Source organism: Nostoc sp. C117 (genome assembly GCF_043099735.1).
Taxonomy (GTDB): Bacteria; Cyanobacteriota; Cyanobacteriia; order Cyanobacteriales; family Nostocaceae; genus Nostoc.
Genome location: NZ_CP170991.1, coordinates 6,531,120 through 6,557,821 on the forward strand (window position 1 = coordinate 6,531,120; position 26,702 = coordinate 6,557,821).

Here is a 26,702-nt window from a genome sequence, read left to right on the forward strand (position 1 = left end):
TTGAGGCAAAATGACTTAAATTATGCGATAAGAATTATGAATTAGTAATAGTAATTATGAATTAATTGGACTTATTCATTTGACTAATTCGGGTAAAGTAGCTTCTAACTTCAGACAATTAGCCCCATTAATTTGCAACTTGTAGTCAACTTTATCCATCAGACGATTCATAATCAGCCAACCATAACCACCTTCTTGTTTTTCCATCGGGTTTGGAGCGTAGTATGTAGACATATCAAAGCCTTCGCCGTAGTCCCAAACCTCTAGGGCAAGATCCCGATCTTTTAGTTCCAAACGCAGCAAAATAGGCAAATTTGGTTTGTCTTTGTGGGCATGACGTACTGCATTTGAGTAGGCTTCCACTAAAGCTAATCTTAAGCGACTGGATTGGCGTGACCAATCCACTGATTCTCCTAGCTCAATTTTTAAACATCCCAACAACCAATTTTCCACAATATTGAGAAAATTCAAATCACTTGGTACATGAAGCTCACTTTTCATTACTTACAAAATCTCCAGCGAGAGTATAGTTTGATCATCTTCTTGCACGTGGTTATCTGCCTGAATACGAGCTACTAAATGGTTAAGAGAAAGGGGTTTTTGCTCTTGTTGTAAGAGATACCAAAGTCCATCTTGATTCAGCATAGAACGGTCAACTGGTTCAACGCCAGACACTGTTTTTATTGTTGAATCCAAATTATTTGATACCATTGCTTCTGTAATACCATCACTAGCTAGTAATAATGTGTCTCCAGGAGCGAGAACCAAGCGACCAGACTGGGCTTGCCACTTGGGCAAGATCCCCAAAGGAACGCTGCGGACTTTGAGGTAATTGGGATTTTCGGCTAATCCCGATTGCTGTGACCATAATAGTGGATAGATATGACCAGCATTCGTGTAAACGAGTTCCCTCGTGGTAGGGGTATAACAGGCTAACACAAGAGTAATAAAATAATTATTGCTAATTAAATCTTCACTCAGAGCGTGGTTAAGGTTTTGCATAATGATATTTGGCTCGGCTGGCGCTTCTTGAGATAATTCCCGGCGCAAGACGGAAATAACACTAGCCATAAATAAAGCCGCTGGGACACCCTTGCCAGAAACGTCACCCACTGCCAACCACAAATCGCCTTTAGGATGGACAAAGACTTCAAAAAAATCTCCTCCGACTTCCCGCGCGGGGTAGCAGCAAGCCTGAACCTTCACACCTTTGATATCAGGTAAACTTTGGCGTAGTAGGTTGTATTGAATTTGGCGAGCTACTTCCAACTCAGTGTGAATCTGCTGTTGCTTTTCCTGGAGCCGTTGGTAGAGTTTTGCTTGAGACAGAGCTAAAGCTGCTTGTTCGGCAACACCTGCAATCAGTTGAATGTCTTCGTATTGCCAAGGGCAATCACGTCCCCATTGGTGGAGAGCCAGTACAGCTAACAGGTGTTGCTGGTAGCTAAGTGGCACAACCAGGTGGTGACATGGGTTACCGTCATATATTTCTTCAGCAAGTTGATAATGGCGGGTTTCCAGCACTTTTTCAATTAAAGCACTGGGGTCGAACGCGCAATCAAAGACATGACATTGAGGATCGTGATATGAAAATATATCTGGTGTTAAGCGATCGCCTTCTATTGGCCTGAGCAAGCAACTGGTAGCTTCAAATGTTTGTCCAATCGTTGCTACAGTCTTTTCCAGCATACTGTCGTAGTCTAAAGACTCCCGAATTGCCGTTGTGACCGCATTAAACAAAGATTCTCGCCGTAAAGCACGACTTAACTCTTGTGTGCGCTTCTTCACTACGCGATATGTATCAGTGGCTTGCTCAACTAACGTTCTGAGCCGCTCTGGATTCCAGGGTTTGGTGATGTACTTGAATACCTGACCAGAGTTAATCGCATCTACCAAATCTTCGACATCAGTGAAACCAGTTAACAAAATCCGAATTGTGTCCGGAAAGCGTTCCACTGTGCGACTAAAAAATTCGCTGCCGCTCATTTCTGGCATTCTCTGGTCAGAAATAATTACAGCCATCTCGCCAACTTTATCCAAGATTTCTAGGGCACCAAGAGCATGATTAGCTTTGTATACTTGAAAATCTCGTCTAAAAGTGCGGTAGAGTAAATCTAAGTTATCCGGCTCATCATCTACCACCATGAGCTTGAGTTTTTCTACCCCTGTCTCAGCCATATTTGACTTTATTTTTCAACTATTTTAATGGCGAGATAGTACAATATTTATCCCACCTGACAACCAAGAAAAATTCCGAAATGATCATTTTCAACAGTTATCAGTTATCAGTGTTTGAAACCTTGATAACTGTTCACTGTTTGGTAAATTTAACTTTTATCCTACTAACCCAGAACGCAAGGCGCGGACTGCTGCTTGAGTACGGTCATCGGCACATAGCTTATTCAAAATATTGCGGACGTGAGTTTTAACAGTCCCAACAGTGATGTAAAGTCTTTCCGCAATTACTGCATTGCTACAACCTTCGACAATCAACTGTAACACTTCCAACTCCCTTTCTGTCAGGGTGTAGGGTTCAATTTCTTCCAGATTTTCGGCAAAATCAGGGTTAGGAGCAATGGTCTTAGTCTCTACAAAAGCCGATTTCGACTTTTGGGGATTTTGTTGGGCTTGTTGTAATACAATCCGAGCGATCGCCGGATCGATCCACGCGTTGCCATTGTAAGTTACTCGCACCGCTTCCAGCAAATTATCAAATTTGATATCCTTCATACAATACGAGTCTGCCCCAGCAGCAAAAGCTGCCAACACCGCTTCTTTATTATCCCGCAGCGTCAAAATTAACACTTTTGTGCTTAACTCCTCCGTATTGGTAGATTTTACCTCCCGTGTCAATTCAATACCATCCTTATCTGGTAAACCAATATCTACTATGGCAATATCTGGCTGTAGCACTTTTAACATTTTTAGCCCGTCAACGGCATTGGCAGCTTCACCTACAACTTCAATGTCATTTTTTTGTAGTAGTGCTGTCCGAATACTCACACGAGTTAGGTCATGATCTTCAATCAGAGCGATACGAATTTTACTCATAGCTAACTTCAGCCTGTTACACTACCTTAACTGTAAAGTCGAGTTTACTAAAAAGTCTTAATAGGCGGAGATTAAGGACATCTGTGTATATGGCTTTTCATGGGAAGTCTTAAAACCCTTGTTGATAGAAGGTGTAGGCTGTAGGGGAAATGATGAAAGTCTTACTACACCCGACAGCCGTTCCCTTTTTCCAGATCAGATGAAAAGTCAGGTCATTTGTCCTTTATCATTGGTGAGCCACTGCGTTGGACGGGTTTTCCGACTTGTTCGCTCTTAGTATTCCCGCAGGGCAGACTAGTAAGTGGCTTTATTGGTAAGGGTTTTAAGCTCGTTTATCCCCACCGACTTACTTACCTCCTCCTAATTTCTTCTCTGATAAAAATATTTGATAAATTAAACGTTTAAGTTAACGTTTAAGGAGATGTGGTGTAGGATGAATCAAAAATTAGGTTATGTCTGAATCGCTTGAAGCATTTTCAGTGTTGGGAATACAAGTTCATGTGATGAGTCACTATCCCGCCTGGTTGTTAAAATGCCTGCAAGAAGGCAGAGGAACTCATGTAGTAACGCTCAATGCAGAAATGACTATCCAGGCAGAGCGAAATAAATTCCTAGCTCAGGTGATTCAAAATGCTGAACTAGTAATTCCAGATGGAGCCGGAGTTGTTCTATATTTGCGCTGGCTCCTATGGCAAAAAGTGCAGCGTTCTCCAGGAATTGAATTAGCAGAAAAACTTTTGCAGGAACTTGGACAACAGAAGACAGGAGCAAAGGTATTTTTTTATGGAGGAGCGCCTGAAGTAGCTGCAAAAACAGCAGAGTTTTGGCAGCAGCAAGTTCCAGATTTGAATATAGTAGGTACTCACTCAGGCTACCATTCCCCAGAAGAAGAAGCACAATTGCGGCAAACTCTTGCCCAATTACAGCCACAAGTAATTTTTGTCGGTTTAGGAGTGCCACGTCAAGAATTATGGATTGCCGAAAACCGCCATTTGTGTCCCCAAGCAATTTGGATTGGCGTTGGTGGCAGTTTTGATATTTGGTCGGGAACTAAAACTCGCGCTCCTGCTTGGTTAGGAAATAACAATTTGGAATGGCTATATCGGCTGTATCAAGAACCTTGGCGCTGGCGTCGGATGTTGGCTTTGCCAGAATTTGCGATAAAAGCCTTTGTTTATAGGTTGACTGCAAGGGGTGCAATTAAGTGCTAAGTGGGGATTGGGGAAGGTGGAGTCGTCCCCTCTGGGGATAAGGGGTAATTGGGACACTTCTCTGCGAGAGGCTGTGCCAACGACAAGCTCAGTGCATCGCTGGGGAGATGTGGAGACTTGTACTGAGTTTCGACTACGCAAAAATCGAGCGTTCGCGTAGCGTCTCCGTTAGGAGAAGTCGAGATTCAACTACCGCAAAGCCGAAGTATGAGGAGAGAATTTCACCCCATCTCCCCACCATCCCACCACCCTACGTCTCCCATGCCCAATGCCCAATTCTGTGTATTAGTACTGAACTCTTCAAAAAGTTTTAATTTTCTCTGTTGAATTTGAAATTCCCAGGCAAAACCTGGGAATCCTGGTTTTGGGGGGAATATCAAATTCTAAGTTGCCAAAGTGTTTAGCTTTGGGTATGAGGAAAATTTAACAATGCCAGTATTAACAACTCAAGTTAAGACAGAGAAATCCGTTGAGCGAGAGAACAGTGAAACTCAACAGCACATTAGTAATACTCCTGCCAAGGTGCAATTGCAATCTGTAACTAAAACTTATACTAATGGTTGTCACGCCTTATTGAATGCGAATCTTGAGGTTAAAAAGGGAGAATTTATTTTTATCACAGGACCAAGCGGTTCTGGTAAATCAACCCTGTTGAAACTGCTGTATGGTCAGGAGTTACCGACACAGGGAGAAGTTATTGTTGATGAATGTAATGTAGCAGCTTTAAGGGGCGATCGCCTGTCATTATTACGGCGACGTATTGGCATTATATTTCAAGACTACAAACTAATTACTCAACGGACTGTAGCGGAAAATGTGACTTTTGTCCTGCAAGCTCAAGGGTATACCCGTAAAGAAATTCAACGGCGTTTAGAGCCAACATTAAAACTGGTAGGTTTGCTGAATAAAGCTGACTGCTTTCCAGATCAACTGTCTGGGGGAGAACAACAGCGGGTAAGTATTGCGCGGGCGATCGTTAGCACACCACCACTGCTGTTGGCAGATGAACCAACGGGAAATCTCGATCCAGATAATTCCTGGCAAGTTATACAAATTCTCCAAAAGTTAAATTCCTTTGGCGCTACGGTGATTGTTACAACCCACGATGAGCAATTAGTCCGGCGTTGCAATCATCCAGTAGTACAAGTTCGTAATGGACAGCTATCTCGAAAATAGATATTGGGTATGGGGCTAGGAGTGCTGTTAGCGATAGCGGGGCGTTTAGCCCGTGCTGTACATGGATAGCGGGGCGTTTAGCCCATGCTGAGTTAGGAGTTAGGAGTTAGGAGTTTTGTTTATCCCCTTGTCCCCTTGTCCCATACCCAATAACTAATAAATATGATGTTTAATTTTTGCTGAGACGGGTACGAAGGTTGTGGCTGTTTTGGGTGGTAGTGCTTGTAGGCGATCGCAAGCTTGTAAGCTTTTAAAAGCTGCCTCTCGAATCACAAGTTCTTCCTCTCGACTCAGTAGGAGTTGTAAGCATTGGACTACATCTTGCTGCACTGAAGAATCAACTCGTTTACGGGCGATCAATTTAGTCAGTTGACGTAGGGCAATTAACCGCTTTAATGGATCTTTTTCTGTTAAATTCACTAATAAGCGATTGAGATGGTCTTCTTCTCGATTTCCATAAAAGTTGACGATTTGCCATACCAATAAAATTAAAGTTAAAAGGGTTCCCACTCCTTGAGCGATCGCACCAGCAGCAATCCAGGGACTGGGGGAGTCAACCCAAATTGCCGCCGCCATGTAAGTGCTGACAGTAGCAAGACCACCACTGATGACTGCTAAAACTAAACGACGGTTTGAATTGTTTAAAAACTCACGTATTTTACACCACCGTAATTGCCAGTCCCACTCCTGCATTGAGTAAACCAATACCATTACTCCAACGCCAATTAAGAGAGCTAATAAAAGTTTCCAGTTCCACAACAGCATCGCAACAACAATTGTCAGGAACCCCAAAAAGCCTCCAGGTCCAGAGAAGCGCTTGAAAGTTTGTTGTTTTGAGCTTCCTCCTATCTCGATCTTTGGAAGCGACCAGTTGGGAATCTGGTTGATCGATTGTCGCCAAGAAGACGAAGCCTGTGCCACAGTGTTTACCTACTTGATTACGAAACTACCTATTGTATAAGTTTTATTAGAGACAAATAAACAAACGAGCATCCCGAATTGCTAAAAATACGAGGCCATTAGAAATCTCAGACCAGTTAGCACCTTTCAGGAGATTGATGAATAATATACTCTAAAAGAATACCCGGACTAGGGCGATTCAGTTTAATTTTGTTACTGAGTTTTTAACGTTTTAAGTCTAAAGACAAAAACGAAAGTCATCAAGGGTGAACTGACCATCAAAAGCACAGAAGGTCACACTATGGATGTTATTCACAGTTATGGATAATAACGTATTAGGGGAAATTCCTGAGTCAGAATTGGCAAGATTAGCGCTTGCTAATACAGTTTGTCCAAGAAGTTGCCGATCGCGATCGTAGGCGGAAAGCACTAATCGCTGCGAACTAGTGACAAAGGCGCTAACTGAGTTAACAGGGCGTAAGAAAGTAGCTTCTAAAAATCCGCTTTTGGGCGCTCCCATTAAGACTGTTAGCCCTGAATGACTTGGAAATGCTGGGTTTGATGGCTGTATTGCCAGAGAATTGTGAAAAATGACTCCCCAGCGTTCATACTGCCGTTCTACTGCTTCAAAACACTTTAAGTCTTCCAAGTCTAAACAAATACAAGTAGGTAGAGTCAATTTGGCAAACTCAATACCTGAATCTACTTGACCACGCCGAGATGAAGTTGCAATTTGGTTTTCTATATTTTCTATATTAAAGTTGTCAAGCGCAAATTTAGGGTCTTCAATCCTTGGTACTTTATTTGATTGAAGAGTAGCCTGCTTTACCATGACATTCCACCTTACCATTACCTAGAGAATAATCAGATTAGTAATATATCAAAAGCTATTCTTTTTAGATCCAGAACTAAAATTAATAGCTTATTAAATGAGCGTTTTGACTATTCTCGACGCTCAAAATTATTTATCAGTTTCTTGCTAGAGTACCATAAAAACTCATATGAATTCATCCCATAGTGATACTCGCTACCATTGAAAACCCTTGCAATACAGTACTTACAACGTAATCTTACTGGCTTATGTGAAAAAAGAATCACAAAATATTTACAAAAAAATCAGTAATTTTACATCTACTTAATCTAACGGTGGCCAGAAGTCTTAAAGTAATTGGTTGGCAGATAATAAAACTAAAGACCCAAAGAAAGCAGATGTAGGGACGCAAACAAAGACAAAGAACTCTCTCTGTCCCCGAAATTCTGATTAGCCAAAGCCGTCCCTCAGACTTCTCTTGGCGTCCCCATGTCTTTGCATCTCCGTGCTAATCACTAGGTGAAAAAAATATTTATGTTTCAGCCAATAGGATTTGAGCAACGCTCCGTAATGACCTCACTAGGTAAAATGGTGTACTATACTGCCCCTGGATCGCCTTGGCAGGACGATGTGACCGCCAAAGACGACCGCGAAACCTTAGTATTCCTACACGGCTTTGGGGGTGGATCTTCTGCTTATGAGTGGTCGAAAGTTTATCCGGCTTTTGCTGCTGAATATCGGATTATTGCACCAGATTTGATTGGTTGGGGTAGATCTGAGCATCCAGCACGAAGTTACAGTATTGACGATTATTTGACAACGATTCGGGAGTTTTTTGAGCAGACTTGTACCAGAGCAGTAACAACGATCGCTTCTTCCCTGACCGCAGCATTTACAATTCGAGTAGCGATCGCTCATCCTGATTTATTTAAGTCTTTAATTCTGACTACTCCTGCAGGACTTTCTGACTTTGGCGAAGACTATTCTCGGAGCTTTTTTGCTCAGTTAGTCAGTGTTCCCGTGATTGACCGTTTGATATACAGTACTGGAGTTGCTACCAGTGGTGGTATTCGCGCTTTCTTAGAGCAACGACAATTTGCCCAGTCTAATCGAGTGTACGAAGAAATTGTAGATGCTTATCTACAATCTGCCCAACAAACTAATGCTGAGTATGCAGCACTGTCCTTTGTCCGTGGTGATTTGTGCTTTGATTTATCCCTTTATATTCAACAGTTAACCACTCCCACCGCCATTATTTGGGGAGAAAAATCCCAGTTTACAGGTCCCTCAATTGGTCGTCGCCTCGCCGAAATCAATCCCCAAGCAATCCGATTTTTTCAACAATTGGAAGATGTGGGGTTAACGCCACAGTTAGAATTGCCAGCGGTCACAATTGGGTTAATTCGCCGATTTTTATCTATCTTTGCTTAATTAATCCAAGAATTCAGAAGTCAGAATTCCAAATAATCAGAAAATCAAACCTCCTAATTAAGGCTTGATTTTTTTTAAGCGTTATAGTTTTTGAATTCTGAATTCTGGATTGTCAATCCCACAAATACTATTTATCTTTTAATCTGACATCAATGACAGTGGCATTGAAGTTGTAGTTAAATCCTTCTAACTCAAATGGCATCCCAATTTTAACTTTACTGTTACCAAGAACTGGCCCACTCTCGGTAACTTGGGCTTTGCCATCTAAAGTCAAAAGCAAATCGGTACTAAAATTGTTGGTTTTTGGATCGGGCAATTCTTTAACGGAACCATCCGGTTGGGAAACATTAACTGTTCTGGCTAGCTGTTGAATTGATTTAATCTCAATCTCTCCATAGGGTTGATTGCGGATAATCACATTAGTTTTACCGCCTTTTTTTAATCCGTTATTGAATAATTGTTCGGGGTCACGTACATTCAAACCACGTACTACTAAATCTACCTCTATGGGAACTGTTTTTGCACCAACTTGGGCAACAGAACCAGAAGTGCCAGGAAAGATAAATATGCCAAATAAAACTAGCAGAATTACCAGCACAGCACCTAAATCTAGGAGGTTGATTTTGCCGAACAAACGACCTTTTGAATCTAAAATAGTCATAAAAAATTTCCTAGGTAATAGCCAAGTAATTGATTGTAGCAAGAAGGTTTTCAATGGAAACGGCAATTTTCCCTGTTTATTAATAACTCAAAGTGGCTGGGTGTTGCGGTTATGCGACAGTTTATCACGAGTTAGTAAGTTTCAAGCCGCGCTAGCCAACGCAAAAATTTTTGTTTAAGCCTATCTCTAGAGGGAATCGTGAGCCGTTCCCAGTTCAGTATATTTGCTTAAGGATTAGTTGTATAATAACCCATTTGGTTTTAAGCTAACAATGCAACTTAGAATACTCTAAATCCGTCTCATAATTTGTCTTATCATTTTACGTTCTCTCAAAATTATTTTCAGTACAGATTATGTTGAATTGGAAAGGTTTTTTTGTAAATTATCGTATCTGGCGGCGTCGCTGGTTTTATCCACTAATTTCAGTAGTAGTCGCTTTGAGTCTGTGCTTGGGTACACCCATGCCTGGAAGAACTTTAGACTTCTTGCCCCTTTTACTCCAAGGAGTCCAGGCATTTCAGCTTTCTAATATATCACCTCGTCAGGAAGTCGATCTTGGTAAACAAATCAATCAGGAATTAGTGGGGAGTGAAGTTAAGCTTTACCGCGATCCTGAAGTTAATCGCTATGTGGAACAAGTTGGGCGGCGTTTAGCAGCCAATAGCGATCGCCCCAATCTTCCCTATACTTTTCAGATAGTTCAGGATGACTCTATTAATGCCTTTGCTACTTTAGGAGGCTATGTATATGTCCATACGGGTTTACTGAAAACCGCAGACAATGAAGCGGAACTAGCAAGTGTACTCGCCCATGAAATTGGTCACATTGGCGGAAAACACGTAGTCAAACAGATGCAGCAAAAAGCTCTCGAAAGTGGTTTATTAACAGCAGCTGGCTTAGATCGTAATTCAGCAGTGCAAATTGGTGTACAGTTAGCGCGAGACTTACCACGTAGTCGTCAAAACGAATTTGAGGCCGATCAAAGAGGACTACGGACTTTGACACGTACTGGTTATGCTCAGTCGGCAATGGTTTCTTTTATGCAAAAGTTGTTGAAAAAAGGTGGTTCTACACCGACATTTTTGAGTACCCACCCTGGAACAAGCGATCGCATTGCTGCCCTCAGACGTGCAATTGACTCTCAACCTAGTAATGGAAGTTATGGTTTGGATAATGTTAGTTATAGAGCCAATATTCGACCATTAGTGAGGTCTTGAGGTCAACGATCGAGTGAGCATCCTAATTCTAATTGTGGCGGGCAACTTTGATTTTGGTTGGATCAACTGCGATCGCTAAATCTTCTAAGGGCAAGGCACGAAGATAATTTCTAAAAATGTTAACTTGATAAACCAACTGATTTGTAATATCCAGTCCAGTCAACCAGCCACTGCGGGGATGATAAGCACCAGTATCTATCCCTAGCCATCCCTGTCCTTGTGCGAGTTGTCCAGGAGAAACACCCGGTAGGGTAAAGGTAATGGTGTGACCGATGATAATTTGTTTATCGGGAAAGTAAGGCTTTTTAATACTGTGAAATTCTTCTCTTATCCAGCACAGTTGCTCGGCTGTTTGTTCGCTCACTGACTTTAAAGGGTCAACACCAGCATGAGTTAACCAAATATCCCCTAAGTCGATATATGTAGGTAAAGTTTTAAACCAATCTAGATGGTCATCAGGAATTGTTGCCTCGTGATAACTAGCTACGGTAGCTTGCCCCCCACTGTACAGCCATGCTTGCATCTTTGGGGAACAACTCCTTTCATCAGTCAAAATGCTTAATAACATCTGCTCATGATTTCCCAGCAAACAGGCGTAGTTATTTCGTTTGACAAAATTAACTACTTGTGCGCTGTGAGGTCCGCGATCGATTAAGTCTCCCAGAAAATACACTTGATCCTCTGATGTGGGGGCGATCGCCTCCAACAATGTCATTAAACCTTCATAATGACCATGTACATCCCCAATTACAATTCGTCTGGGGTTAATTTCGCTCATTGTCTCTTAGCTGCGATAATTTGGAATTTTGGCTAACACTTCTGCTACAGTTTAAGCTGTCTGGTTTCCGCAAGAACAGGTGAAATTACTGGATAAGTTTTATTTTAATTTAAAGTTTAATTTTAATTTAATTATTATTCCAGCAATGAATAAAGTTGACTGATGATAGCGATATATTACAGCCAATACTTTTTGTAACAATTTCAAAACCAGTAAGCTCAATCTACTTTGTTAGCCTAGAATTTAAGCTGTTGCTACATAACTCTTCAATCTCACAATGTCTAATGATTTTTCTGCTGATATTAGTTCACGCATTTGTAACCACATGAATGAGGATCATGCTGAAGCTGTAGTTCTTTATGCTAAAGCTTTTGGTGGTGTAACAGATGCGATCGCAGCCGAAATGCTGTCAATTGATGCACATGGTATGGATTTAACAGCTCAAGTGAATGGAGAAACTCTGCCAGTTCGTATTCAATTCGATCGTGTCTTAGCTAATGCAGAAGATGCTCATCAAACTCTGATTGCAATGGTAAAACAGGCGCGGGTAAAAGCAAACTAGAAAATTATAAGGTAACTTAGAGCGGTTTTCAATTGAATAATTTATATGAGTAGGGGCACAATATATTGTGCCCCTACAATGGTTTGTATTTCACACATTTAAAATAAAAATGCTATGCAGAAAATTCAATTTGTTGATTTATTTTCAGGAATAGGGGGAATTAGATTAGCTTTTGAACAGGCCGCTGATTCTTTAAATATAGAAAGTGAATGCGTTTTCAGCAGCGAAATCAATTCAGATGCTCGATTAGTTTATGAAAAAAACTTTGGTCAAACACCTTTAGGTGATATTCGATTAATTGAGAAACTACCAGAACATGAATTTTTATTAGCTGGGTTTCCTTGTCAGTCTTTTTCTCATGCTGGCAAAAAAGAAGGGTTTGGCGATACACGAGGCACACTATTTTTTGAAATAACCAGATTACTTGATAGCTATAAACCACAAGCTTTTATTTTTGAAAACGTCCGAGGGCTTTACAATCACGATCGAGGGCAAACACTAGCAACTATTAAGCATGAAATTAAAAAAAGAGGTTATAGTTTTGATGCTTTTTTACTTAATAGTGCAAACTTTGGCTTACCACAAAATCGTGTCCGTATTTATCTGGTAGGTATTTTAAACGCTTCCCCTAATTTTAAATTAATTTCTGATTTAGGTCCAAAAGATTCTCATTCATATAACCCTCAGCAATTATCTTTGTTTTATCCTACGAAAAAATCTGTGACTGTTGGCGATATTTTGGAAGAAAATCCAGAGGAAAAGTACGATTGTTCCCCAGAGTTTGTCAATGCTTTGAAACGAATATTTAATAATGATTTAAATCGCTTACATGGAGTCAGGCTGATTGATTATCGTGGTGGAAATTCTATTCACTCTTGGGATTTAGGATTGCGCGGTGAGTGTAGTAGTGAAGAAATTGAATTAATGAATCGTTTCATCTTGAAGAGACGGAATAAAGAATTTGGACAAGAACAAGATGGTAAATTATTAACTCAAGAACAAATCGCTAGTTTTTTTGAACATTCTGAACTGCGAGAAATTTTAAATTCACTCGTTACTAAAAAATATCTAAAACTGATTAATAATAAATATAAACCTCTATCAGGTAACTTTTCATTTGAAGTTTATAAATTTATCGATCCAAATAAGATTTCGGTAACGTTAGTTGCGAGTGATGCCAATAGATTGGGAGTTTATCATAATCACAGAGTGCGGCGATTAACTCCGCGAGAAGGAGCAAGACTGCAAGGTTTTCCTGATAGCTTTATACTTCATCATAATGATAATAAAGCTTATTACCAACTAGGAAATTCTGTAAGTATTAATGTAGTGAAAGCAGTAGCTCAAGAAGCGATAATGAAAATCCCAATTAACTCTTTATGTACAAGATAAATAAATATGTGATTAGTGCCACCTTTTTCAGAAATGGCTTAGCATAAATCTCAATACAACGCTAGACTTGACAAAGATTCTCTTCTTAATTGCTTCGTAAATATTCAATTGCAGCCTCTAATTTTGAGGAATAACTTTCAGCAAATCTTTCAAACCAAAGTCCTTCAGACGAGAAAGGATCTACTTTAGCTAGCCATTCTTTGGCCTCGATTTTTAAAGCCTCTAGTTGTTTAGCCTTGAGTTGTTCTTGTTGAATTCTTTCCTGTTCTAGCTGTTGCTGTCTTTTCAATTCCTCTGCAACATCCTTTTCGACAAAATCAGCCTTCACTTCTGCCAAAAGATTATCGATTAAAGATGCTGATTTTGGTGATGTTGGAATAAACGATTGGGATGTGGTTGATTTTGGTTGTTGTTGAGGTTGTACTTGTTCGTATTCAGTTTTGAGTTCAGCTAACAGCTTATCAATCGAATCCATTTTTACAAGTCCTATAAAAAGAAAATCGACATTCTATGTGGTATTTGTTCAAAATGGCACAACAAAAAGATTTTTCAATTTTTAATTTTGCCGAGAGGCATCAATAAATCATCTACAAAGAATCGATAAAACCCTTGCTCTAGTGGAATTAGAAATTACGAATTACCCAAAATTATGCTAGTCATTAATAGCATTGAGTAACACTTCTGATAAACTCATATCTTCCATATCTTCCATAGTGATTGTGTCACAGATATCAAACTTAGCACCAGCTCCTTGGAGTTCATCGTCTAAAACTTTGAGAAAACGGGTAGCTTGCTGATCTTTACCGACTTGAATGAAAGAAATAGCTAATTCTTCGTCTCGATCCATTCGACGAGAAGCTTCAATAATGACCTTCATCACTGCTTTGCGATCGTCTGGTTCACCATCAGTAACTACTAAAATTGTTTCACCATTTGGCTTAGTTTGACCGGCTCCTTTGCGTTGAAAGTAATCATCAGTTGCGTGTTTTAATACACCTGCCAAGTCAGTTGTACCAGAAGGATCGTTTTCTTGAAAGATTTGTGATACCTTACTGGATGTCACATTGTCATAGCGCTTAAATTTCCCAGCAAATAGATAGATAGTGATGCCATCTGGGTCAAATTGCTCACATTTACTAGCTAAAGCTAAAGTAGATTCTTGTGATGCTACCCATCTGGTTCTACCACCCTTTGTATCTGGGGTTGACATGCTGCCACTCTTGTCAATAATTAAGGTGTAATCACGATTTTCTAGCATTTATAATTTCCCCAAGTGGTTACTAAAAATTTCTCAATTATCAATCAATTCTGTACGAAGGCTAATATTTCTCAAAACCCTGATGATTTATGAGATAAAGCTTACAAAATTAAGTCTTACAACAAGCAGTTTACAACTAGCTGAAGTACAGAATCAATAAGTGAAAATCAGATATATAACGTGTGTTACATCTGAATAATTCTGCTGTATCAGTCAGTTATGGCTTTGCTTAATACATCTGCAAGGCTCATTTCTTCTAAGTCATCTAAAGTGACTGTATCGCAAATATCGAATTTAGCACCAACACTTTGCAGTTGGTCATCTAAAGCTTTGAGAAACTTAGTTGCTTGGGCATCTGAACCTACTTGGATGAGCGAAATTGCCAATTCTTCATCACGCTCCATTTGACGAGTAGCATTAATGATGACTTCAAATACAGCTTTGCGGTCGTCTGGTTCACCATCAGTAATTACTAAAATTGTTTCTCCATTTGGTTTGGTTTTACCAGCAGCTTTACGTTGAAAGTAATTATTTGTTGCATCTTGGAGTACACCTGCTAAGTTTGTGGTTCCAGAGGGGTCATTTTCGAGAAATATTTGTGTGACTTTGGCTGATGTAACATCGTCGTAGCGTTTAAATTTACCAGAAAACACGTAAACAGTGATGCCATCGGGGTCAAATTGTTCCGCTTTCCTTGCCAAAGCGAGTGTAGACTCTTGTGCTATTTCCCATCTACTTCTACCACCCACCTGATCGGGTGTGGACATACTACCGCTTTTATCAATGATTAGTGTGTAGTCGCGATCGCTCATCATACTTCTTCCTGTGATTGTTGGTCTGTAGTTATAGTCTAGTCCAGGATTTTGACGATACAGTGGGCTTGTTAAGGTTCTGTATTAGTTCACCGGCTCATTTGCTACTTAAAACAGCTATGGTTACTGGGATTCCCCACTTGTAACCGCCCTACTCAATCTCTAAGATAAAACTGCCGTTAAGCATTTGGGAACACTAAATTTGCAAGCCTTCAAAATTTAGCAGCATGGTCAGTATTCCCGGATACCACGTAACTGAAGAAATCTACAATGGTTCGAGAACCCTGGTTTATCGAGGATATCGAGAAATTGACTCATTACGTGTAGCGATCAAACTACTGAAAAATCCTTATCCGGGTTTGGGCGAACTCGTGCAATTTCGCAATCAATACACCATCGCCAAAAATCTGAACTCACCCAAAATCATCCAAACCTATAGCCTAGAGGCATATCAAAATGGTTATGCGTTAGTAATGGAAGACTTTGGGGGGATTTCTCTCAAAGATTATTTTGCCTTTGACCAAACACGATATGTCGAGTCTTTACAAGAGTTTTTAGAAATAGCGATCGCACTAGGCGATACCTTAGACATACTCTACCGAGAGCAAATTATTCATAAAGATATTAAACCCGCTAATATTTTAATTAATCCCGAAAGTAAAGAAGTTAAATTAATTGACTTTAGTATTGCATCTTTATTACCAAGAGAAACTCAAACTATTATCAGTCCCAACATTTTAGAAGGAACACTCGCTTATATATCCCCAGAACAAACAGGAAGAATGAACAGGGGAATTGACTACCGCACTGACTTCTATTCTTTGGGTGTAACTTTCTATGAATTGCTCACAGGAGAGTTACCATTTACATCAAAAGATGTGATGGAGTTGCTACATTCTCACATTGCTAGACCAGCACCAAATTTAAGGGAAAAAGAGATACCTCAAGTCCTTGGCGATATTGTCAGCAAATTGATGGCGAAAAATGCTGAAGACAGATATCAGAGTGCATTAGGATTGAAATTTGATTTAGAAAATTGCTTACATCAGCTACAAGAAACTGGTAAGATTCAGGCTTTTGAGGTTGGGCGTAGGGATGTGTGCGATCGCTTCATCATCCCTGAGAAACTTTACGGACGAGAAGCCGAAGTAGAAACCTTACTCCAAGCATTTGAAAGAGTCGCTAACCCCCCTGAATCCGCTGAGGGACTAAGGGGGGTAGAAATGATACTAATAGCTGGTTTTTCTGGTATTGGTAAAACAGCAGTTGTCAACGAAGTTCATAAACCAATTGTGCGACAACGCGGTTATTTTATCAAAGGGAAATATGACCAATTTCAACGTAACATTCCCTTTTCGGCATTTGTACAAGCATTTCGGGATTTAATTGGGCAATTTTTAACAGAAAGTAATATTCAAATTCAGCAATGGAAAAGTAAAATATTACAGGCTGTCAGGGAAAATGGACAGGTAATTATTGAAGTCATCCCGGAATTAGAAAAAATTATTGGCCAACAACCACCAGCTATAGAATTATTAGGAACTGCGGCACAAAATAGATTTAATTTAATATTCCAAAAATTTACCCAAGTGTTTACTAGTAAAGAACATCCATTAGTGATGTTTTTAGATGATTTGCAATGGGCTGATTCGGCATCGCTGAAGTTAATAGAGTTGTTAATGACTGATACAGGTCATCTTTTATTAATTGGTGCATATCGTGATAATGAAGTCAACCTTGCCCATCCTTTAATGTTGACTTTGAATGAAATTGCCAAAACCCAAGCAAAGATTAATACGATTACTTTAGAACCACTAAATCAAAGGCAAGTAAATCAATTAGTCGCTGATACACTTAAATGTTCAGAAAAATTGGCATTATCTCTTTCTAAATTAGTCTATCAAAAAACTCAAGGAAATCCATTTTTTACTACACAATTTATCAAGGCATTGTATCAAGATAGGCTAATTAAATTTAACTTTGAGTCACGCTGTTGGGAATGTGACATTACACAAGTTAGTCAACAGGCGCTTACAGATGATGTCGTTGAGTTTATGGCCTTGCAATTAGAAAAACTACCATCCTCTACACAAAATGTCCTGAAGTTAGCAGCTTGTATTGGCAATCAGTTTGATTTATCTACTTTGGCAATTGTTTTAGAACAATCAGAGGTAGAAACAGCTGCTGATTTATGGAAATCATTGCAAGAAGGGTTGATTTTACCGATTACTGATGTTTATAAATTTTATCATGATTCATCTGGTCAAACTCTGCGGGAAGGCGAAGCGCTAATTTCATTAGAAAATAGCGAACAAATGACAGTTACTTATAGATTTTTACATGACCGAGTACAACAAGCAGCCTATTTACTGATTCCTGATAACCAGAAAACAGCAACTCATCTGAAAATCGGGCAGTTACTCCGAGAAAATTTATCCGAGATGAATCAAGAGGAAAAACTGTTTGATATTGTCCTTCATTTAAATTTAGGACGAGCGTTAATTACTGAAGCAAGCGATCGCCAAGTCTTAGCTCAACTTAACTTAAAAGCTGGAGTCAAGGCGAGAAATTCTACAGCTTACGCAGCAGCAAGGGTGTATTTGCAAACGGGGATTGAGCTACTCACAGCAAACTGTTGGCAAAATCAGTATGAATTAACCCTAAATCTCTATATTGCTGCTGCGGAAGTTGCCTATTTGAATGCTGACTTTGAAAGTATGGAACAGCAAGCTGGGTTGGTGTTGCAATCAGCGCAGACAATTTTAGACAAAATCAAAATTTACGAAATTCAAATCGCTGCCCAGACAGCTCAAAGCCAAATGCTAGAGGCGATCGCAGTGGGTAGAGAGGCGCTACGGCAATTGGGGGTTGAATTACCTAACGAACCTGACGAAGCCAAGACTGGCAAAGCCATACAAACCCTTGTCAGCCAACTCCAGGGTAGACGGATTGAGGAATTGAGCGATCTGCCCATCGTGACCGATCCCACAACTCAGGCAGCTATGCAACTGTTAGCAATCTTATTGCCATCCATTCTCCAGGGAATGCCAGGTTTATTGCCCTTGTTGAGCGCAACAATGGTAAGTTTATCACTCCAGTTTGGCAATACACCCGCATCAACTGCGGGGTATGCAAGTTACGGTATGGTGCTGTGTGCCTTTTTCGGGGAAGTCGAAACAGCTTATGCTTTTGGGAAATTGGGACTCTCCTTGCTGGAGCAGTTCAATGCCCAGAAATTCAAGTCGATGATTATGGTTTTGTTTGGGTGCTTTATTCAGCATCGGCAGGAAGATATGAGAGCAGCGATACTGACGCTGAAGTGTGGCTATGCTGCGGGTATGGAAACTGGTGATTTTCTCTACGCTAGCTACAACATAGCTAGTTACTTCGATCTCAAATTCTTAATTGGGGTAGAACTGGATAGTTGGGAATCAGAAATAGCAGGTTATATTGCTGCTTTGGCACAAACCAAACAATATTCGGCCCAGATTTATTTGGATATGAAACAGGAAGTGGTGCAGAACTTGAGGAAAACGGTGAGTGAACCACATTACTTAATTGGCACTGCATACGATGAAACGGTGATGATTCCCAAGCACCATCAGGATAATGAACTAACTGCGATCGCTCAAGTTTATATCTACAAACTACTACTTGCCTACAACTTCGGCAATTACGCAGCTGCCCTAGACTATATCTCCCAAACCAAACAGTATTTGATGGCAGTATCGGGAATGGTTTGTGTTCCCATTTTCCATTTCTATGCAGTTCTGACATACTTGGCAATTTTCTCCACACAGTCAGAACAGACGCAAGCTGAAATTATGATCCATGTAGAAACCCATCAAACAACTCTACAGCAATGGGCACAGCACGCTCCCATGAATTATCTCCATAAGTGGTATTTGCTTGAGGCGGAACGGCATCGGGTTTTAGATCATAAACTAGATGCCATTGAAATGTACGATCGCGCCATTCAGCTGGCTCAAGAAAACGGCTACATCCACGAAGAAGCAATCAGCAATGAATTAGCAGCTAAATTCTATCTTGATTGGGGTAAAAAGCAATTTGCTCAAATTCATATCATAAATGCTTACTACGGCTATGCTCGTTGGGGAGCAAAAGCTAAAATTGCAGACTTAGAACAACGCTATCCCGAATTATTAGCAACCATACTCCAACAGTCACAAAGCAGCCTTAATTTAGACAATACTATTGTCAGCTTTGCTTCTCAAACTCTCTTTTCTAATAGTAAAAGTATTTCCCAAAGTCTAGATGTAGCAACTATTTCTAAAGCTTCTCAAGCATTATCAAGTGAAATTAAGCTCGAGCAATTGTTATCAATTTTCATGGAAGTAATCATCGAAAATGTAGGTGCGGATAAATGTGTTTTGATGTTATCCAAAGATAACAGTTTAACTATAGAAGCAACCGCAAAATTAAAGGCAACTAACACAACGATTCATAGCACTTTGCAGCCATCCATACCCATAGAATTAAGTCCAGATATTCCTGTGAGTGTAATTAACTATGTCTCTCGTACCAGTGAAACCTTAGTTATCGATCGTGCAATAGTTAAAATTTCCTTAGCATCTGACCCTTATTTTCAACAGCAGCAACCCCAAAGTATTTTGTGTACACCCATCATCAACCAAGGAAAATTGATTGGTATCCTTTATTTAGAAAATAACCTGACAGCAGGAGTATTTACAAGCGATCGCCTACAAGTTCTCAATCTCCTTACTACTCAAGCCGCAATTTCTTTAGAAAATGCCCAACTTTATCGCCAATCAGAGGATTATTCCCATACTCTGGAGCAAAAAGTCAAAGAACGCACCCAGGAACTAAACCATTATTGCACTCAATTAGAATCAACACTAGAAAAACTTTATTCCACTCAAGCGCAACTAATTCAATCTGAAAAAATGTCTGGATTGGGTCAGCTAGTTGCTGGAATTGCTCATGAAATTAATAATCCAATTAATTTTATTTATGGCAACTTGGAACCTGCGAGTGCATACGTTACATCCTTAATTGAATTAAATAGTTTATACCAGCAATTCTATCCAAAACCATTAGCAGAGATTAGAGATAAAATTGCCGATATGGAATTAGAATTTCTGTTAGATGATTTACCAAAACTATTATCATCAATGAAATTGGGAGCAGACCGCATTCGTCAAATTGTGCTGTCACTACGGAATTTTTCTCGATTGGATGAAGCAGAAATTAAACCAGTAGATATTCATTCTGGTATTGATAGTACTCTTTTAATTTTGCAGCATCGCCTGAAAAATAATAGCAAATATCCAGAGATTACAGTCATTCAAAAGTATGGTCAATTGCCTTTAGTTAATTGTTATGCTTCTGCTCTTAATCAGGTGTTTATGAATATTATCAATAATGCTATTGATGCCTTTGAAGAATTACAATCTAATCGTCAACCTACTATTGTCATTCGGACTGAATTATGCAATCAAAAAAAGGTATTAATCAGCATTGCAGACAATGGTGTAGGGATAAGCGAGTCAGTTAAAAATAAGATATTTAATCCATTTTTTACCACGAAGTCTATAGGTCATGGTACAGGTTTGGGATTGTCAACTAGCTATTCAATTGTGGTCGAAAAACATGGTGGTCAATTAAGCTGCATTTCTACACTAGGAGAGGGTACAGAATTTATCATTGAAATACCAATATAGATTTTTGCTAGAGATTATCGTTAAAATAAAATCTCTAGTTATTGTCGATTACTCTTGTACTTGTTATGATGACAACTCAGTTTTCATGGACTAAGCAGTGGTATCCAATTAGTCCGTTAAGCTACTTGGATACTTGTAATCCGACACCAGTGACTCTTCTGGGAAAAAAGTTGGTGATTTGGAGAGACAAAAATCAAAAATGGATAGTGATGAATGATGTTTGTCCTCACAAGTTGGCGCGGCTATCTATGGGAAGTATCACTGAAGATGGAACCATGATGTGTAGACATCATGGTTGGTGTTTTAATGGAGACGGGAAATGTACTTTTATCCCCATGTTGACTGGTAGTGAAGCAGAAGTAACTGCTTGCGATAGTTTAAGATCGAGAATAACTACATATCCCACACAAGTTATTCAAGGATTACTTTGGGTCTGGCCAGATGATACTTCAACAGCCTTTGAAGATTGTAATTCAAAGCAACCAGCTACTATACCTGAGTGCGAACTAGATATATCTTCCACGCCCTGGCATATGACAGAAGTTCCAGTTAGTTATACGGTGTCTGTTGAAAGTACTTTTGACCCTTCTCATGCAGAATTTCTTCATCAAGGAATAGGTTTGTTTTCACCTCAAGCAGCTGTACCTATGCAAGATTTTGCAGCTGTTGGAGAAATATCGGCTGAAGGAGGTTTTACTCTTAAACATCAAGGATACAATCTTTTCAACAAAGATATGGAAGCTATGCGGAGGTTTACTCCACCTTCCTGTAACACTACAATATACCGCTATCCCAACGGAAAAACTAATTTATTCCAGTTGTATTTTGTACCTACACAACCAGGTTTCTGTAGGTACATTGGCAAGTTTATTTCTGATGGAAATTCCGTTAAAAGGAACTTTTTGTTGGAGATTATGCCTAAGGATTTGCAAACTGGGTTACAGCACTTATCTGCATACAAGCTAAGCGATCAAGATTTATCAGTTATGCACTCCCAAGAAGTGAATCAGTTATCATTAGACAAAAAATGGCAACGTGCATACTTTATGCCTTCTCCTGCTGATGTAGGCATTATAACTTTTAGAAAATGGCTAGATGAATTTGCTGGAGGTAGGCCTTCGTGGGAAGGGTGTGTAGAAGGGAGTGTAAAAGAATTAAATGATGAACAACTTTACGACCGATGGCATAGACATACAAAGCATTGTCCTAGTTGTCGTAATTCTGTAATTTTTATAGAAAAAATCCGAATGTTTTGTAAGATTTGCAGTCTGATATTTATGCTTTTAACATTGGTCTCGATCTTTATCGGTTTTCCTCTGAAACTGGCGCTAATATCAACAATTCTTGGAGTCTTGAGTTTTTTCTTTTCATATCTATCAGACGATATCAGACAACTTTTTTTTAGCAGTGTTCCCAAAAGAGGTTTACCTCTGCTCAAGCTTTATGAAAGCAAAGAAGGACTTTAGTCCTCAAAATCAGGGCTGTTGGCGGAGCCTCTCTAAGAGTTGCGTTCCCGTAGGGTAGTCCTCACTACAAACTAAAAGTTTTTATTTTTGTGACACTTCCGAAAGTTCTAATATACAGATAATTTTGACAACAAAAGCCCAGTCAATCTCAGAACTGAGCTTTTGGCTATGTCAATCTACCAAAGGAGGTAGAGTGTGCGATCGCCACTAGACTTCTTGCAGAAGTCGGGAAAAGGGGGAAAGGTTTTGTATTTTCCCCCGCCCCTTATCCCCAAAGGGGACCCCAACTTCCCCTTTAACCTTTTCCCTTTTCCCACCTCTTGCAAAAAGCACTTTTGCAAGAGGTCTACTGATTAAGCAGCAGGTTTTAGAGATTAACCTTGACAACTTTGTTCTTTTCTTTCTCAGTTTTAGGTAGTGTCAGATGCAAGATGCCGTCTTTATAATCTGCCGAAACGTTAGTATTTTGAATCCGAGCAGATAAAGGAATTACACGTTGGAATTTACCGTAGTAAAATTCAGTCTTGGTAGTCCCATTTTCTTCGGTTTTAGTTTCAGACTTCCGCTCACCGCTAATGTGAACAGCATCTTCAGTGACTTGAATATCTAGATCTTTAGCATCGATTCCTGGTAGTTCTAGCTTCAGATAAATGGCATTATCAGTTTCTTTTAGTTCCGCAGCTGGAACTTTGATAAAATCTCTGTCCACCAATCCAGACGGTACTCTGTTGTCTTCAAATAAGTTATTGATTTGACGTTGTAGAGTGTCGATTTCTCTCCAAGGATTCCAACGAACTAATGTCATAACTCTTCCTCCCATTAATTAGTTTTGTTTAATTAGTTTTGCACTTGGCTCTGTGCTTAATTTCAATGTTACGTATGATTTAAACTGCTGTAAATTCGGTTTTTAGCACCAATAAATTGATGATTACCGCACCATGTTAGGTACGGTAAAAATTACGGTTTACTCGAATTATTGTGTTCGGTAAACCGTAAAATATTAGAACAGACTTCTGAAAGTCACATATCCCCAGCTCCTTTGAGAAGTGGGGGATATTCTCTCTCACGAATGATTTAGGATTGCTATATCAATCAACCAATGGGACGATTCCCAGGATTGACTGCATGAATATATTCACTACCCGATCGCGGTCTTCCTCGTTTATAATAGGCTTCTTCTGGTTGACCCCACCCTAGCTGCAAAATTATTTCCAAAAAGCTAGAATTTTCCCACTTACACAAACTTGCCCATTCTGTTCTGTGAGCAATTCTCTCTACATCAGGTGTGACAATCTGTTGGTGTTGTTTACTATTATTGAAACTCAAGTACAAATCCATCTCCATAGTGACTTCATACCAAAATTCCAAAATAGAATTTTTAGCAGCTTTTAATACTTCTAAGTCACTAATAAGGGCGATTAATTCAGTATGGACTTCGGGATAATCCAAACTTTTACCTTTGACTGTAACCTTGCGCCAGATAATACCTGAAACTTCATTTTCTCTTTGATACTCGTGAATTGCAGCTTTGAAATCTTGATAGGCAGTAAATTGTTGTAGCCCATCAGTTTTGATAAACTGGTCAATTACGGGATTACCAGAAACTGTTACTTCTAATTTTAGGCGTTTTCCATTAAGGCAAGCTTGGCGCTCATCTGCCAAAATTTGGATTAGTTCCTGGGTGGTGTAAACCTTTGACATCAGAATACACTTTAGTTAGACATTGGTTATTGGGCATCCCTTCTCTGCGAGACGCTACGAGAACGGCTTACCTCGGCTACTTCGGCTTTGCGGTAGTTGAATCTCGACTTCTCCTAACGGAGACGCTACGCGAACGCTCGATTTGAGCGTAGTCGAAACTCAATACAAGTCCGCTCGGTACAAGTAGCTCAGGTCAAGTGGGCATTAGGCATTTGCTATGAACTATAGACTGTGAATTAAGTTTCTAACTCGTTAATACAGAATATTTAAAAAAGTAGGTGGACATAATGAAATCTTAAATAAGACAAGTAAAATCAGCTTGTTGAGGAGATTTTACGTTATGTCTTTTGCTCTGTGCCTTCTGCCTTCTACTTATTATGCTTTGGCATCGGAAGAAATGCAGTAACAGATAGCACTAAAAATTAGGGCAGACCAATTTGGTCTACCCTAGAAGTTATTTAGCTAACTCACTGCTGAACTCATTGAAAGCCCGTCGCTTTAGCTGTGCGGTTTCAGTGCGTGGTGATAAATCAAATATTTTGCGAAATTCATCGTCTATCTCTTCAAAAGGTACTTGACCCTTCTTATTCAAAACGACCTCACCTGATTGATTAAAGACCAGAACTTGAGGAACACTCCCAGAGTAATAATATCCTGGTTCTCTAGGGTCGTAGGTCTCTTTGGGCGGGATAGTATCTACATTAATAGGGATAATCTCTGCTACCCGACCGTAGAATTCTTGTACCCGTGAAATGGAAATGGCATATCTTTTTGACTCGCTGCTGTCATCCACATAAAACGCCAAAAATACAGGTTTATGTTCTGCTAAAGACTGTGCGAGTGTTTGTCTGGGAGGAACCAATGAACCATTACCAGCATAAACGACAAACATGTTGCCATCATATCTATCATCATTGAGACCAGCATATGCAGTTTGCATACTTATAATGAACAGACAAACAACCAACAACAAGCATTTGGACAGCAATTTTTGCCAGCCAGTAATTTTTTTATGTAAAAAAAGAAACTTTGTGCTATTCATCAAAAGAAACCTTGCAAGCTACTACTTGTCGTGAGTTGTACTGAAATCGGCAAACTGGGCTGGATATATAATTACGTCCGCGCACTATTTTTTAAGATAACGCCTAGTACGTCATGGGGGAAATAAATTTACCATCCTAAATGGATAAAAAGCTTGCAGTATAAATATTCTTTCTTTTGAACGCACTCAGTACTGATGTTGTACTAGTGAGATCATCTCTTGCTAAAGGCTGGTATTATGGCTAAGATTCCTTGCAGTAAAAACTCCTCCACAGATAAGCTCCAAGGGGAAAATAATTAACTAAATTAAGTGGTAAAAATTGTTAGTGGCTGAATTAAGAATCCAATCTACTGTAAGGCTAGGGCTAATTACTAAAAACCCCAATAAAGCCCGATAAAATTTACGGAGTAATATAGGAATCATATTTGATTTCTGAAAAAATCTCAGTAGTCTTTTAGGGTCTATTAGCACAGCGTAACGCACTATTCCAAGCTTCTAGTGCCGTACTTTCTGCGCTAACACAACGCCAGTTGCTACAACTTTGGTAACCAAAGCAATGCACTGGCTCCCCTACGTATATTTCAAAAATTAAATACTAGTCCTAATAGATCGGGATTAAAATATATTTATGAGCAACTCAATTTTGCAAGATGTCCATAAAAAGGAATTCTCAACGAGGCCGTGCAATAAAATTTGTTTGAGCGTTTCTGTCATAATTTGAATCAAACGAAGATTCATATATGTCACAAAATAGCTCCTTGGTTAAGACTCTAGACATTTGTAACTCTAGGATCTCTAAACCACATGTGTCAGCCAAGAAATCGTAAATTATATCGGGTGTTGTTCCATACTCCTGGTTATGAATTTTTGCGTGTTCAAAAAGAATTGTTGGTTTGCACCGCTTTATAGTCAATTCTGCCCCTTGTAGAACTTCAAACTCTGCACCCTCCACATCAATCTTAATGAAATCCACTTGGATTTTATCTTCGATTACATCATCAAAACGCTTGATTTCTACTTCTATTTCTACTGGATTAACTTTTGCTGGGTAATGTTGTTTTTGGAGTCCGCTCCATGCTTCATATCCAGGAACACAATAAAATGTAGTTCTACCTGCTCTATTGCTTAGGGCACAATTGAAAACTTTGACATGCGAAAAATTTTCAACCAAGCCTTGTGCTAATTTCGGCAAAGGCTCAAATGCATAATGTTCACCTGAAGGGCAAAGTTGACTAAAAAGAGTAAGAAACTCTCCTTGATTAGCACCGATATCTACGCAGTTTGAATCTGTTCTCAAGATATTGTGCAGTAATAGTTTTATGTTCTCGCTATCTCGTTTTATTCTTAAATTCCATTCTGATTCTTTCTTCTTACGAAATAATTTTATCAAAGAGCGGGCTGGTGCTTCTAAAGGAGTTTCAAGGATCAATTCTTTGAAAAAATTCATAGTTTCTTCTACTAATACTTTGTCACAAATTTGTCGACTTTAACTATTTAATAAATGAGATAATGTTGAAAAGTATTGTTATTA

General features: G+C 39.4%; 22 protein-coding genes. 8 read left to right on the plus strand and 14 right to left on the minus strand.

Annotated features, from left to right (window positions below):
* Positions 1–75: 75 nt before the first annotated feature.
* The 3 genes from ACFG4S_RS28040 to ACFG4S_RS28050 form a co-directional block, all read right to left on the minus strand.
* Entirely contained in the window at positions 76–501 is a 426-nt protein-coding gene (locus tag ACFG4S_RS28040; RefSeq protein ID WP_392532188.1) for an ATP-binding protein, read from the minus strand.
* A 3-nt stretch (positions 502–504) separates the two neighbouring features.
* A complete protein-coding gene (locus ACFG4S_RS28045; RefSeq protein WP_392532189.1) occupies positions 505–2,178 on the minus strand; it encodes a SpoIIE family protein phosphatase in 1,674 nt (557 codons plus the stop codon).
* A 156-nt stretch (positions 2,179–2,334) separates the two neighbouring features.
* On the minus strand, positions 2,335–3,051 hold the full coding sequence (locus tag ACFG4S_RS28050; protein WP_392532190.1) for a response regulator: 717 nt from the start codon (positions 3,049–3,051) through the stop codon (positions 2,335–2,337).
* 452 nt (positions 3,052–3,503) lie between these two features.
* On the opposite strand from ACFG4S_RS28050, the gene ACFG4S_RS28055 reads away from it, so the two are divergent.
* A complete protein-coding gene (locus ACFG4S_RS28055; RefSeq protein ID WP_392532191.1) occupies positions 3,504–4,262 on the plus strand; it encodes a WecB/TagA/CpsF family glycosyltransferase in 759 nt (252 codons plus the stop codon).
* A 429-nt stretch (positions 4,263–4,691) separates the two neighbouring features.
* On the plus strand, positions 4,692–5,438 hold the full coding sequence (gene ftsE / locus ACFG4S_RS28060) for a cell division ATP-binding protein FtsE (protein WP_392532192.1): 747 nt from the start codon (positions 4,692–4,694) through the stop codon (positions 5,436–5,438).
* Between the two features lie 153 nt (positions 5,439–5,591).
* On the opposite strand, the gene ACFG4S_RS28065 is transcribed toward ftsE, so the two are convergent.
* Together ACFG4S_RS28065 and ACFG4S_RS28070 are read right to left on the minus strand one after the other, a co-directional pair.
* Positions 5,592–6,359 (minus strand): armadillo-type fold-containing protein, encoded by a 768-nt coding sequence (locus tag ACFG4S_RS28065; RefSeq protein ID WP_392532193.1) that lies wholly within the window; start codon positions 6,357–6,359, stop codon positions 5,592–5,594.
* Between the two features lie 217 nt (positions 6,360–6,576).
* The gene (locus ACFG4S_RS28070; protein ID WP_392532194.1) at positions 6,577–7,170 is read right to left on the minus strand and encodes a hypothetical protein; all 594 of its coding nucleotides are present in this window, start codon (positions 7,168–7,170) and stop codon (positions 6,577–6,579) included.
* A 513-nt stretch (positions 7,171–7,683) separates the two neighbouring features.
* Here ACFG4S_RS28070 and ACFG4S_RS28075 point away from each other — a divergent pair.
* Positions 7,684–8,580, plus strand: coding sequence for an alpha/beta fold hydrolase (locus ACFG4S_RS28075; RefSeq protein ID WP_392532195.1), 897 nt, complete (start codon positions 7,684–7,686; stop codon positions 8,578–8,580).
* A gap of 127 nt (positions 8,581–8,707) precedes the next feature.
* Here the strand turns inward: ACFG4S_RS28075 and ACFG4S_RS28080 are convergent, their stop codons facing one another.
* The gene (locus ACFG4S_RS28080; RefSeq protein ID WP_392532196.1) at positions 8,708–9,241 is read right to left on the minus strand and encodes a DUF4330 domain-containing protein; all 534 of its coding nucleotides are present in this window, start codon (positions 9,239–9,241) and stop codon (positions 8,708–8,710) included.
* A gap of 353 nt (positions 9,242–9,594) precedes the next feature.
* On the opposite strand from ACFG4S_RS28080, the gene ACFG4S_RS28085 reads away from it, so the two are divergent.
* Positions 9,595–10,458 (plus strand): M48 family metallopeptidase, encoded by an 864-nt coding sequence (locus ACFG4S_RS28085; RefSeq protein WP_392532197.1) that lies wholly within the window; start codon positions 9,595–9,597, stop codon positions 10,456–10,458.
* Between the two features lie 28 nt (positions 10,459–10,486).
* Here ACFG4S_RS28085 and ACFG4S_RS28090 read toward each other — a convergent pair whose 3' ends face one another.
* On the minus strand, positions 10,487–11,236 hold the full coding sequence (locus ACFG4S_RS28090) for a metallophosphoesterase family protein (RefSeq protein ID WP_392532198.1): 750 nt from the start codon (positions 11,234–11,236) through the stop codon (positions 10,487–10,489).
* 277 nt (positions 11,237–11,513) lie between these two features.
* Between ACFG4S_RS28090 and ACFG4S_RS28095 the strand changes: the two genes are divergently transcribed.
* On the plus strand, positions 11,514–11,798 hold the full coding sequence (locus ACFG4S_RS28095) for a DUF2470 domain-containing protein (protein WP_392532199.1): 285 nt from the start codon (positions 11,514–11,516) through the stop codon (positions 11,796–11,798).
* 114 nt (positions 11,799–11,912) lie between these two features.
* A complete protein-coding gene (gene dcm, locus ACFG4S_RS28100; RefSeq protein ID WP_392532200.1) occupies positions 11,913–13,190 on the plus strand; it encodes a DNA (cytosine-5-)-methyltransferase in 1,278 nt (425 codons plus the stop codon).
* 85 nt (positions 13,191–13,275) lie between these two features.
* Here dcm and ACFG4S_RS28105 read toward each other — a convergent pair whose 3' ends face one another.
* From ACFG4S_RS28105 to ACFG4S_RS28115, 3 genes are all read right to left on the minus strand, one after another.
* A complete protein-coding gene (locus ACFG4S_RS28105; protein ID WP_392532201.1) occupies positions 13,276–13,665 on the minus strand; it encodes a salt stress protein, Slr1339 family in 390 nt (129 codons plus the stop codon).
* 177 nt (positions 13,666–13,842) lie between these two features.
* Positions 13,843–14,448: a vWA domain-containing protein gene (locus ACFG4S_RS28110; protein ID WP_392532202.1), complete on the minus strand. Its 606-nt coding sequence runs from the start codon at positions 14,446–14,448 to the stop codon at positions 13,843–13,845.
* 209 nt (positions 14,449–14,657) lie between these two features.
* Positions 14,658–15,263, minus strand: a complete 606-nt coding sequence (locus ACFG4S_RS28115; protein ID WP_392532203.1) for a vWA domain-containing protein — start codon at positions 15,261–15,263, stop codon at positions 14,658–14,660.
* A gap of 224 nt (positions 15,264–15,487) precedes the next feature.
* Here ACFG4S_RS28115 and ACFG4S_RS28120 point away from each other — a divergent pair, with 224 nt between their 5' ends.
* Together ACFG4S_RS28120 and ACFG4S_RS28125 are read left to right on the plus strand one after the other, a co-directional pair.
* Positions 15,488–20,962 (plus strand): AAA family ATPase, encoded by a 5,475-nt coding sequence (locus ACFG4S_RS28120; protein ID WP_392532204.1) that lies wholly within the window; start codon positions 15,488–15,490, stop codon positions 20,960–20,962.
* Between the two features lie 65 nt (positions 20,963–21,027).
* Positions 21,028–22,428, plus strand: a complete 1,401-nt coding sequence (locus ACFG4S_RS28125; protein ID WP_392532205.1) for a Rieske 2Fe-2S domain-containing protein — start codon at positions 21,028–21,030, stop codon at positions 22,426–22,428.
* A gap of 367 nt (positions 22,429–22,795) precedes the next feature.
* Here the strand turns inward: ACFG4S_RS28125 and ACFG4S_RS28130 are convergent, their stop codons facing one another.
* The 4 genes from ACFG4S_RS28130 to ACFG4S_RS28145 form a co-directional block, all read right to left on the minus strand.
* Positions 22,796–23,233 (minus strand): Hsp20/alpha crystallin family protein, encoded by a 438-nt coding sequence (locus tag ACFG4S_RS28130; RefSeq protein WP_392532206.1) that lies wholly within the window; start codon positions 23,231–23,233, stop codon positions 22,796–22,798.
* 287 nt (positions 23,234–23,520) lie between these two features.
* Positions 23,521–24,129, minus strand: coding sequence for a hypothetical protein (locus ACFG4S_RS28135; RefSeq protein WP_392532207.1), 609 nt, complete (start codon positions 24,127–24,129; stop codon positions 23,521–23,523).
* 454 nt (positions 24,130–24,583) lie between these two features.
* On the minus strand, positions 24,584–25,171 hold the full coding sequence (locus ACFG4S_RS28140; protein WP_392532208.1) for a thylakoid membrane photosystem I accumulation factor: 588 nt from the start codon (positions 25,169–25,171) through the stop codon (positions 24,584–24,586).
* A 670-nt stretch (positions 25,172–25,841) separates the two neighbouring features.
* Positions 25,842–26,618 (minus strand): FkbM family methyltransferase, encoded by a 777-nt coding sequence (locus ACFG4S_RS28145; protein ID WP_392532209.1) that lies wholly within the window; start codon positions 26,616–26,618, stop codon positions 25,842–25,844.
* Positions 26,619–26,702: the final 84 nt, after the last annotated feature.

Bases quoted from the DNA above. Each gene is read 5' to 3' on its own strand.
- ACFG4S_RS28040 (WP_392532188.1), bottom strand. From the start codon at position 501: ATGAAAAGTGAGCTTCATGTACCAAGTGATTTGAATTTTCTCAATATT.
- ACFG4S_RS28045 (WP_392532189.1), bottom strand. From the start codon at position 2,178: ATGGCTGAGACAGGGGTAGAAAAACTCAAGCTCATGGTGGTAGATGAT.
- ACFG4S_RS28050 (WP_392532190.1), bottom strand. From the start codon at position 3,051: ATGAGTAAAATTCGTATCGCTCTGATTGAAGATCATGACCTAACTCGT.
- ACFG4S_RS28055 (WP_392532191.1), top strand. From the start codon at position 3,504: ATGTCTGAATCGCTTGAAGCATTTTCAGTGTTGGGAATACAAGTTCAT.
- ftsE (WP_392532192.1), top strand. From the start codon at position 4,692: ATGCCAGTATTAACAACTCAAGTTAAGACAGAGAAATCCGTTGAGCGA.
- ACFG4S_RS28070 (WP_392532194.1), bottom strand. From the start codon at position 7,170: ATGGTAAAGCAGGCTACTCTTCAATCAAATAAAGTACCAAGGATTGAA.
- ACFG4S_RS28075 (WP_392532195.1), top strand. From the start codon at position 7,684: ATGTTTCAGCCAATAGGATTTGAGCAACGCTCCGTAATGACCTCACTA.
- ACFG4S_RS28080 (WP_392532196.1), bottom strand. From the start codon at position 9,241: ATGACTATTTTAGATTCAAAAGGTCGTTTGTTCGGCAAAATCAACCTC.
- ACFG4S_RS28085 (WP_392532197.1), top strand. From the start codon at position 9,595: ATGTTGAATTGGAAAGGTTTTTTTGTAAATTATCGTATCTGGCGGCGT.
- ACFG4S_RS28090 (WP_392532198.1), bottom strand. From the start codon at position 11,236: ATGAGCGAAATTAACCCCAGACGAATTGTAATTGGGGATGTACATGGT.
- ACFG4S_RS28095 (WP_392532199.1), top strand. From the start codon at position 11,514: ATGTCTAATGATTTTTCTGCTGATATTAGTTCACGCATTTGTAACCAC.
- dcm (WP_392532200.1), top strand. From the start codon at position 11,913: ATGCAGAAAATTCAATTTGTTGATTTATTTTCAGGAATAGGGGGAATT.
- ACFG4S_RS28105 (WP_392532201.1), bottom strand. From the start codon at position 13,665: ATGGATTCGATTGATAAGCTGTTAGCTGAACTCAAAACTGAATACGAA.
- ACFG4S_RS28110 (WP_392532202.1), bottom strand. From the start codon at position 14,448: ATGCTAGAAAATCGTGATTACACCTTAATTATTGACAAGAGTGGCAGC.
- ACFG4S_RS28115 (WP_392532203.1), bottom strand. From the start codon at position 15,263: ATGATGAGCGATCGCGACTACACACTAATCATTGATAAAAGCGGTAGT.
- ACFG4S_RS28120 (WP_392532204.1), top strand. From the start codon at position 15,488: ATGGTCAGTATTCCCGGATACCACGTAACTGAAGAAATCTACAATGGT.
- ACFG4S_RS28125 (WP_392532205.1), top strand. From the start codon at position 21,028: ATGATGACAACTCAGTTTTCATGGACTAAGCAGTGGTATCCAATTAGT.
- ACFG4S_RS28130 (WP_392532206.1), bottom strand. From the start codon at position 23,233: ATGACATTAGTTCGTTGGAATCCTTGGAGAGAAATCGACACTCTACAA.
- ACFG4S_RS28135 (WP_392532207.1), bottom strand. From the start codon at position 24,129: ATGTCAAAGGTTTACACCACCCAGGAACTAATCCAAATTTTGGCAGAT.
- ACFG4S_RS28140 (WP_392532208.1), bottom strand. From the start codon at position 25,171: ATGAATAGCACAAAGTTTCTTTTTTTACATAAAAAAATTACTGGCTGG.
- ACFG4S_RS28145 (WP_392532209.1), bottom strand. From the start codon at position 26,618: ATGAATTTTTTCAAAGAATTGATCCTTGAAACTCCTTTAGAAGCACCA.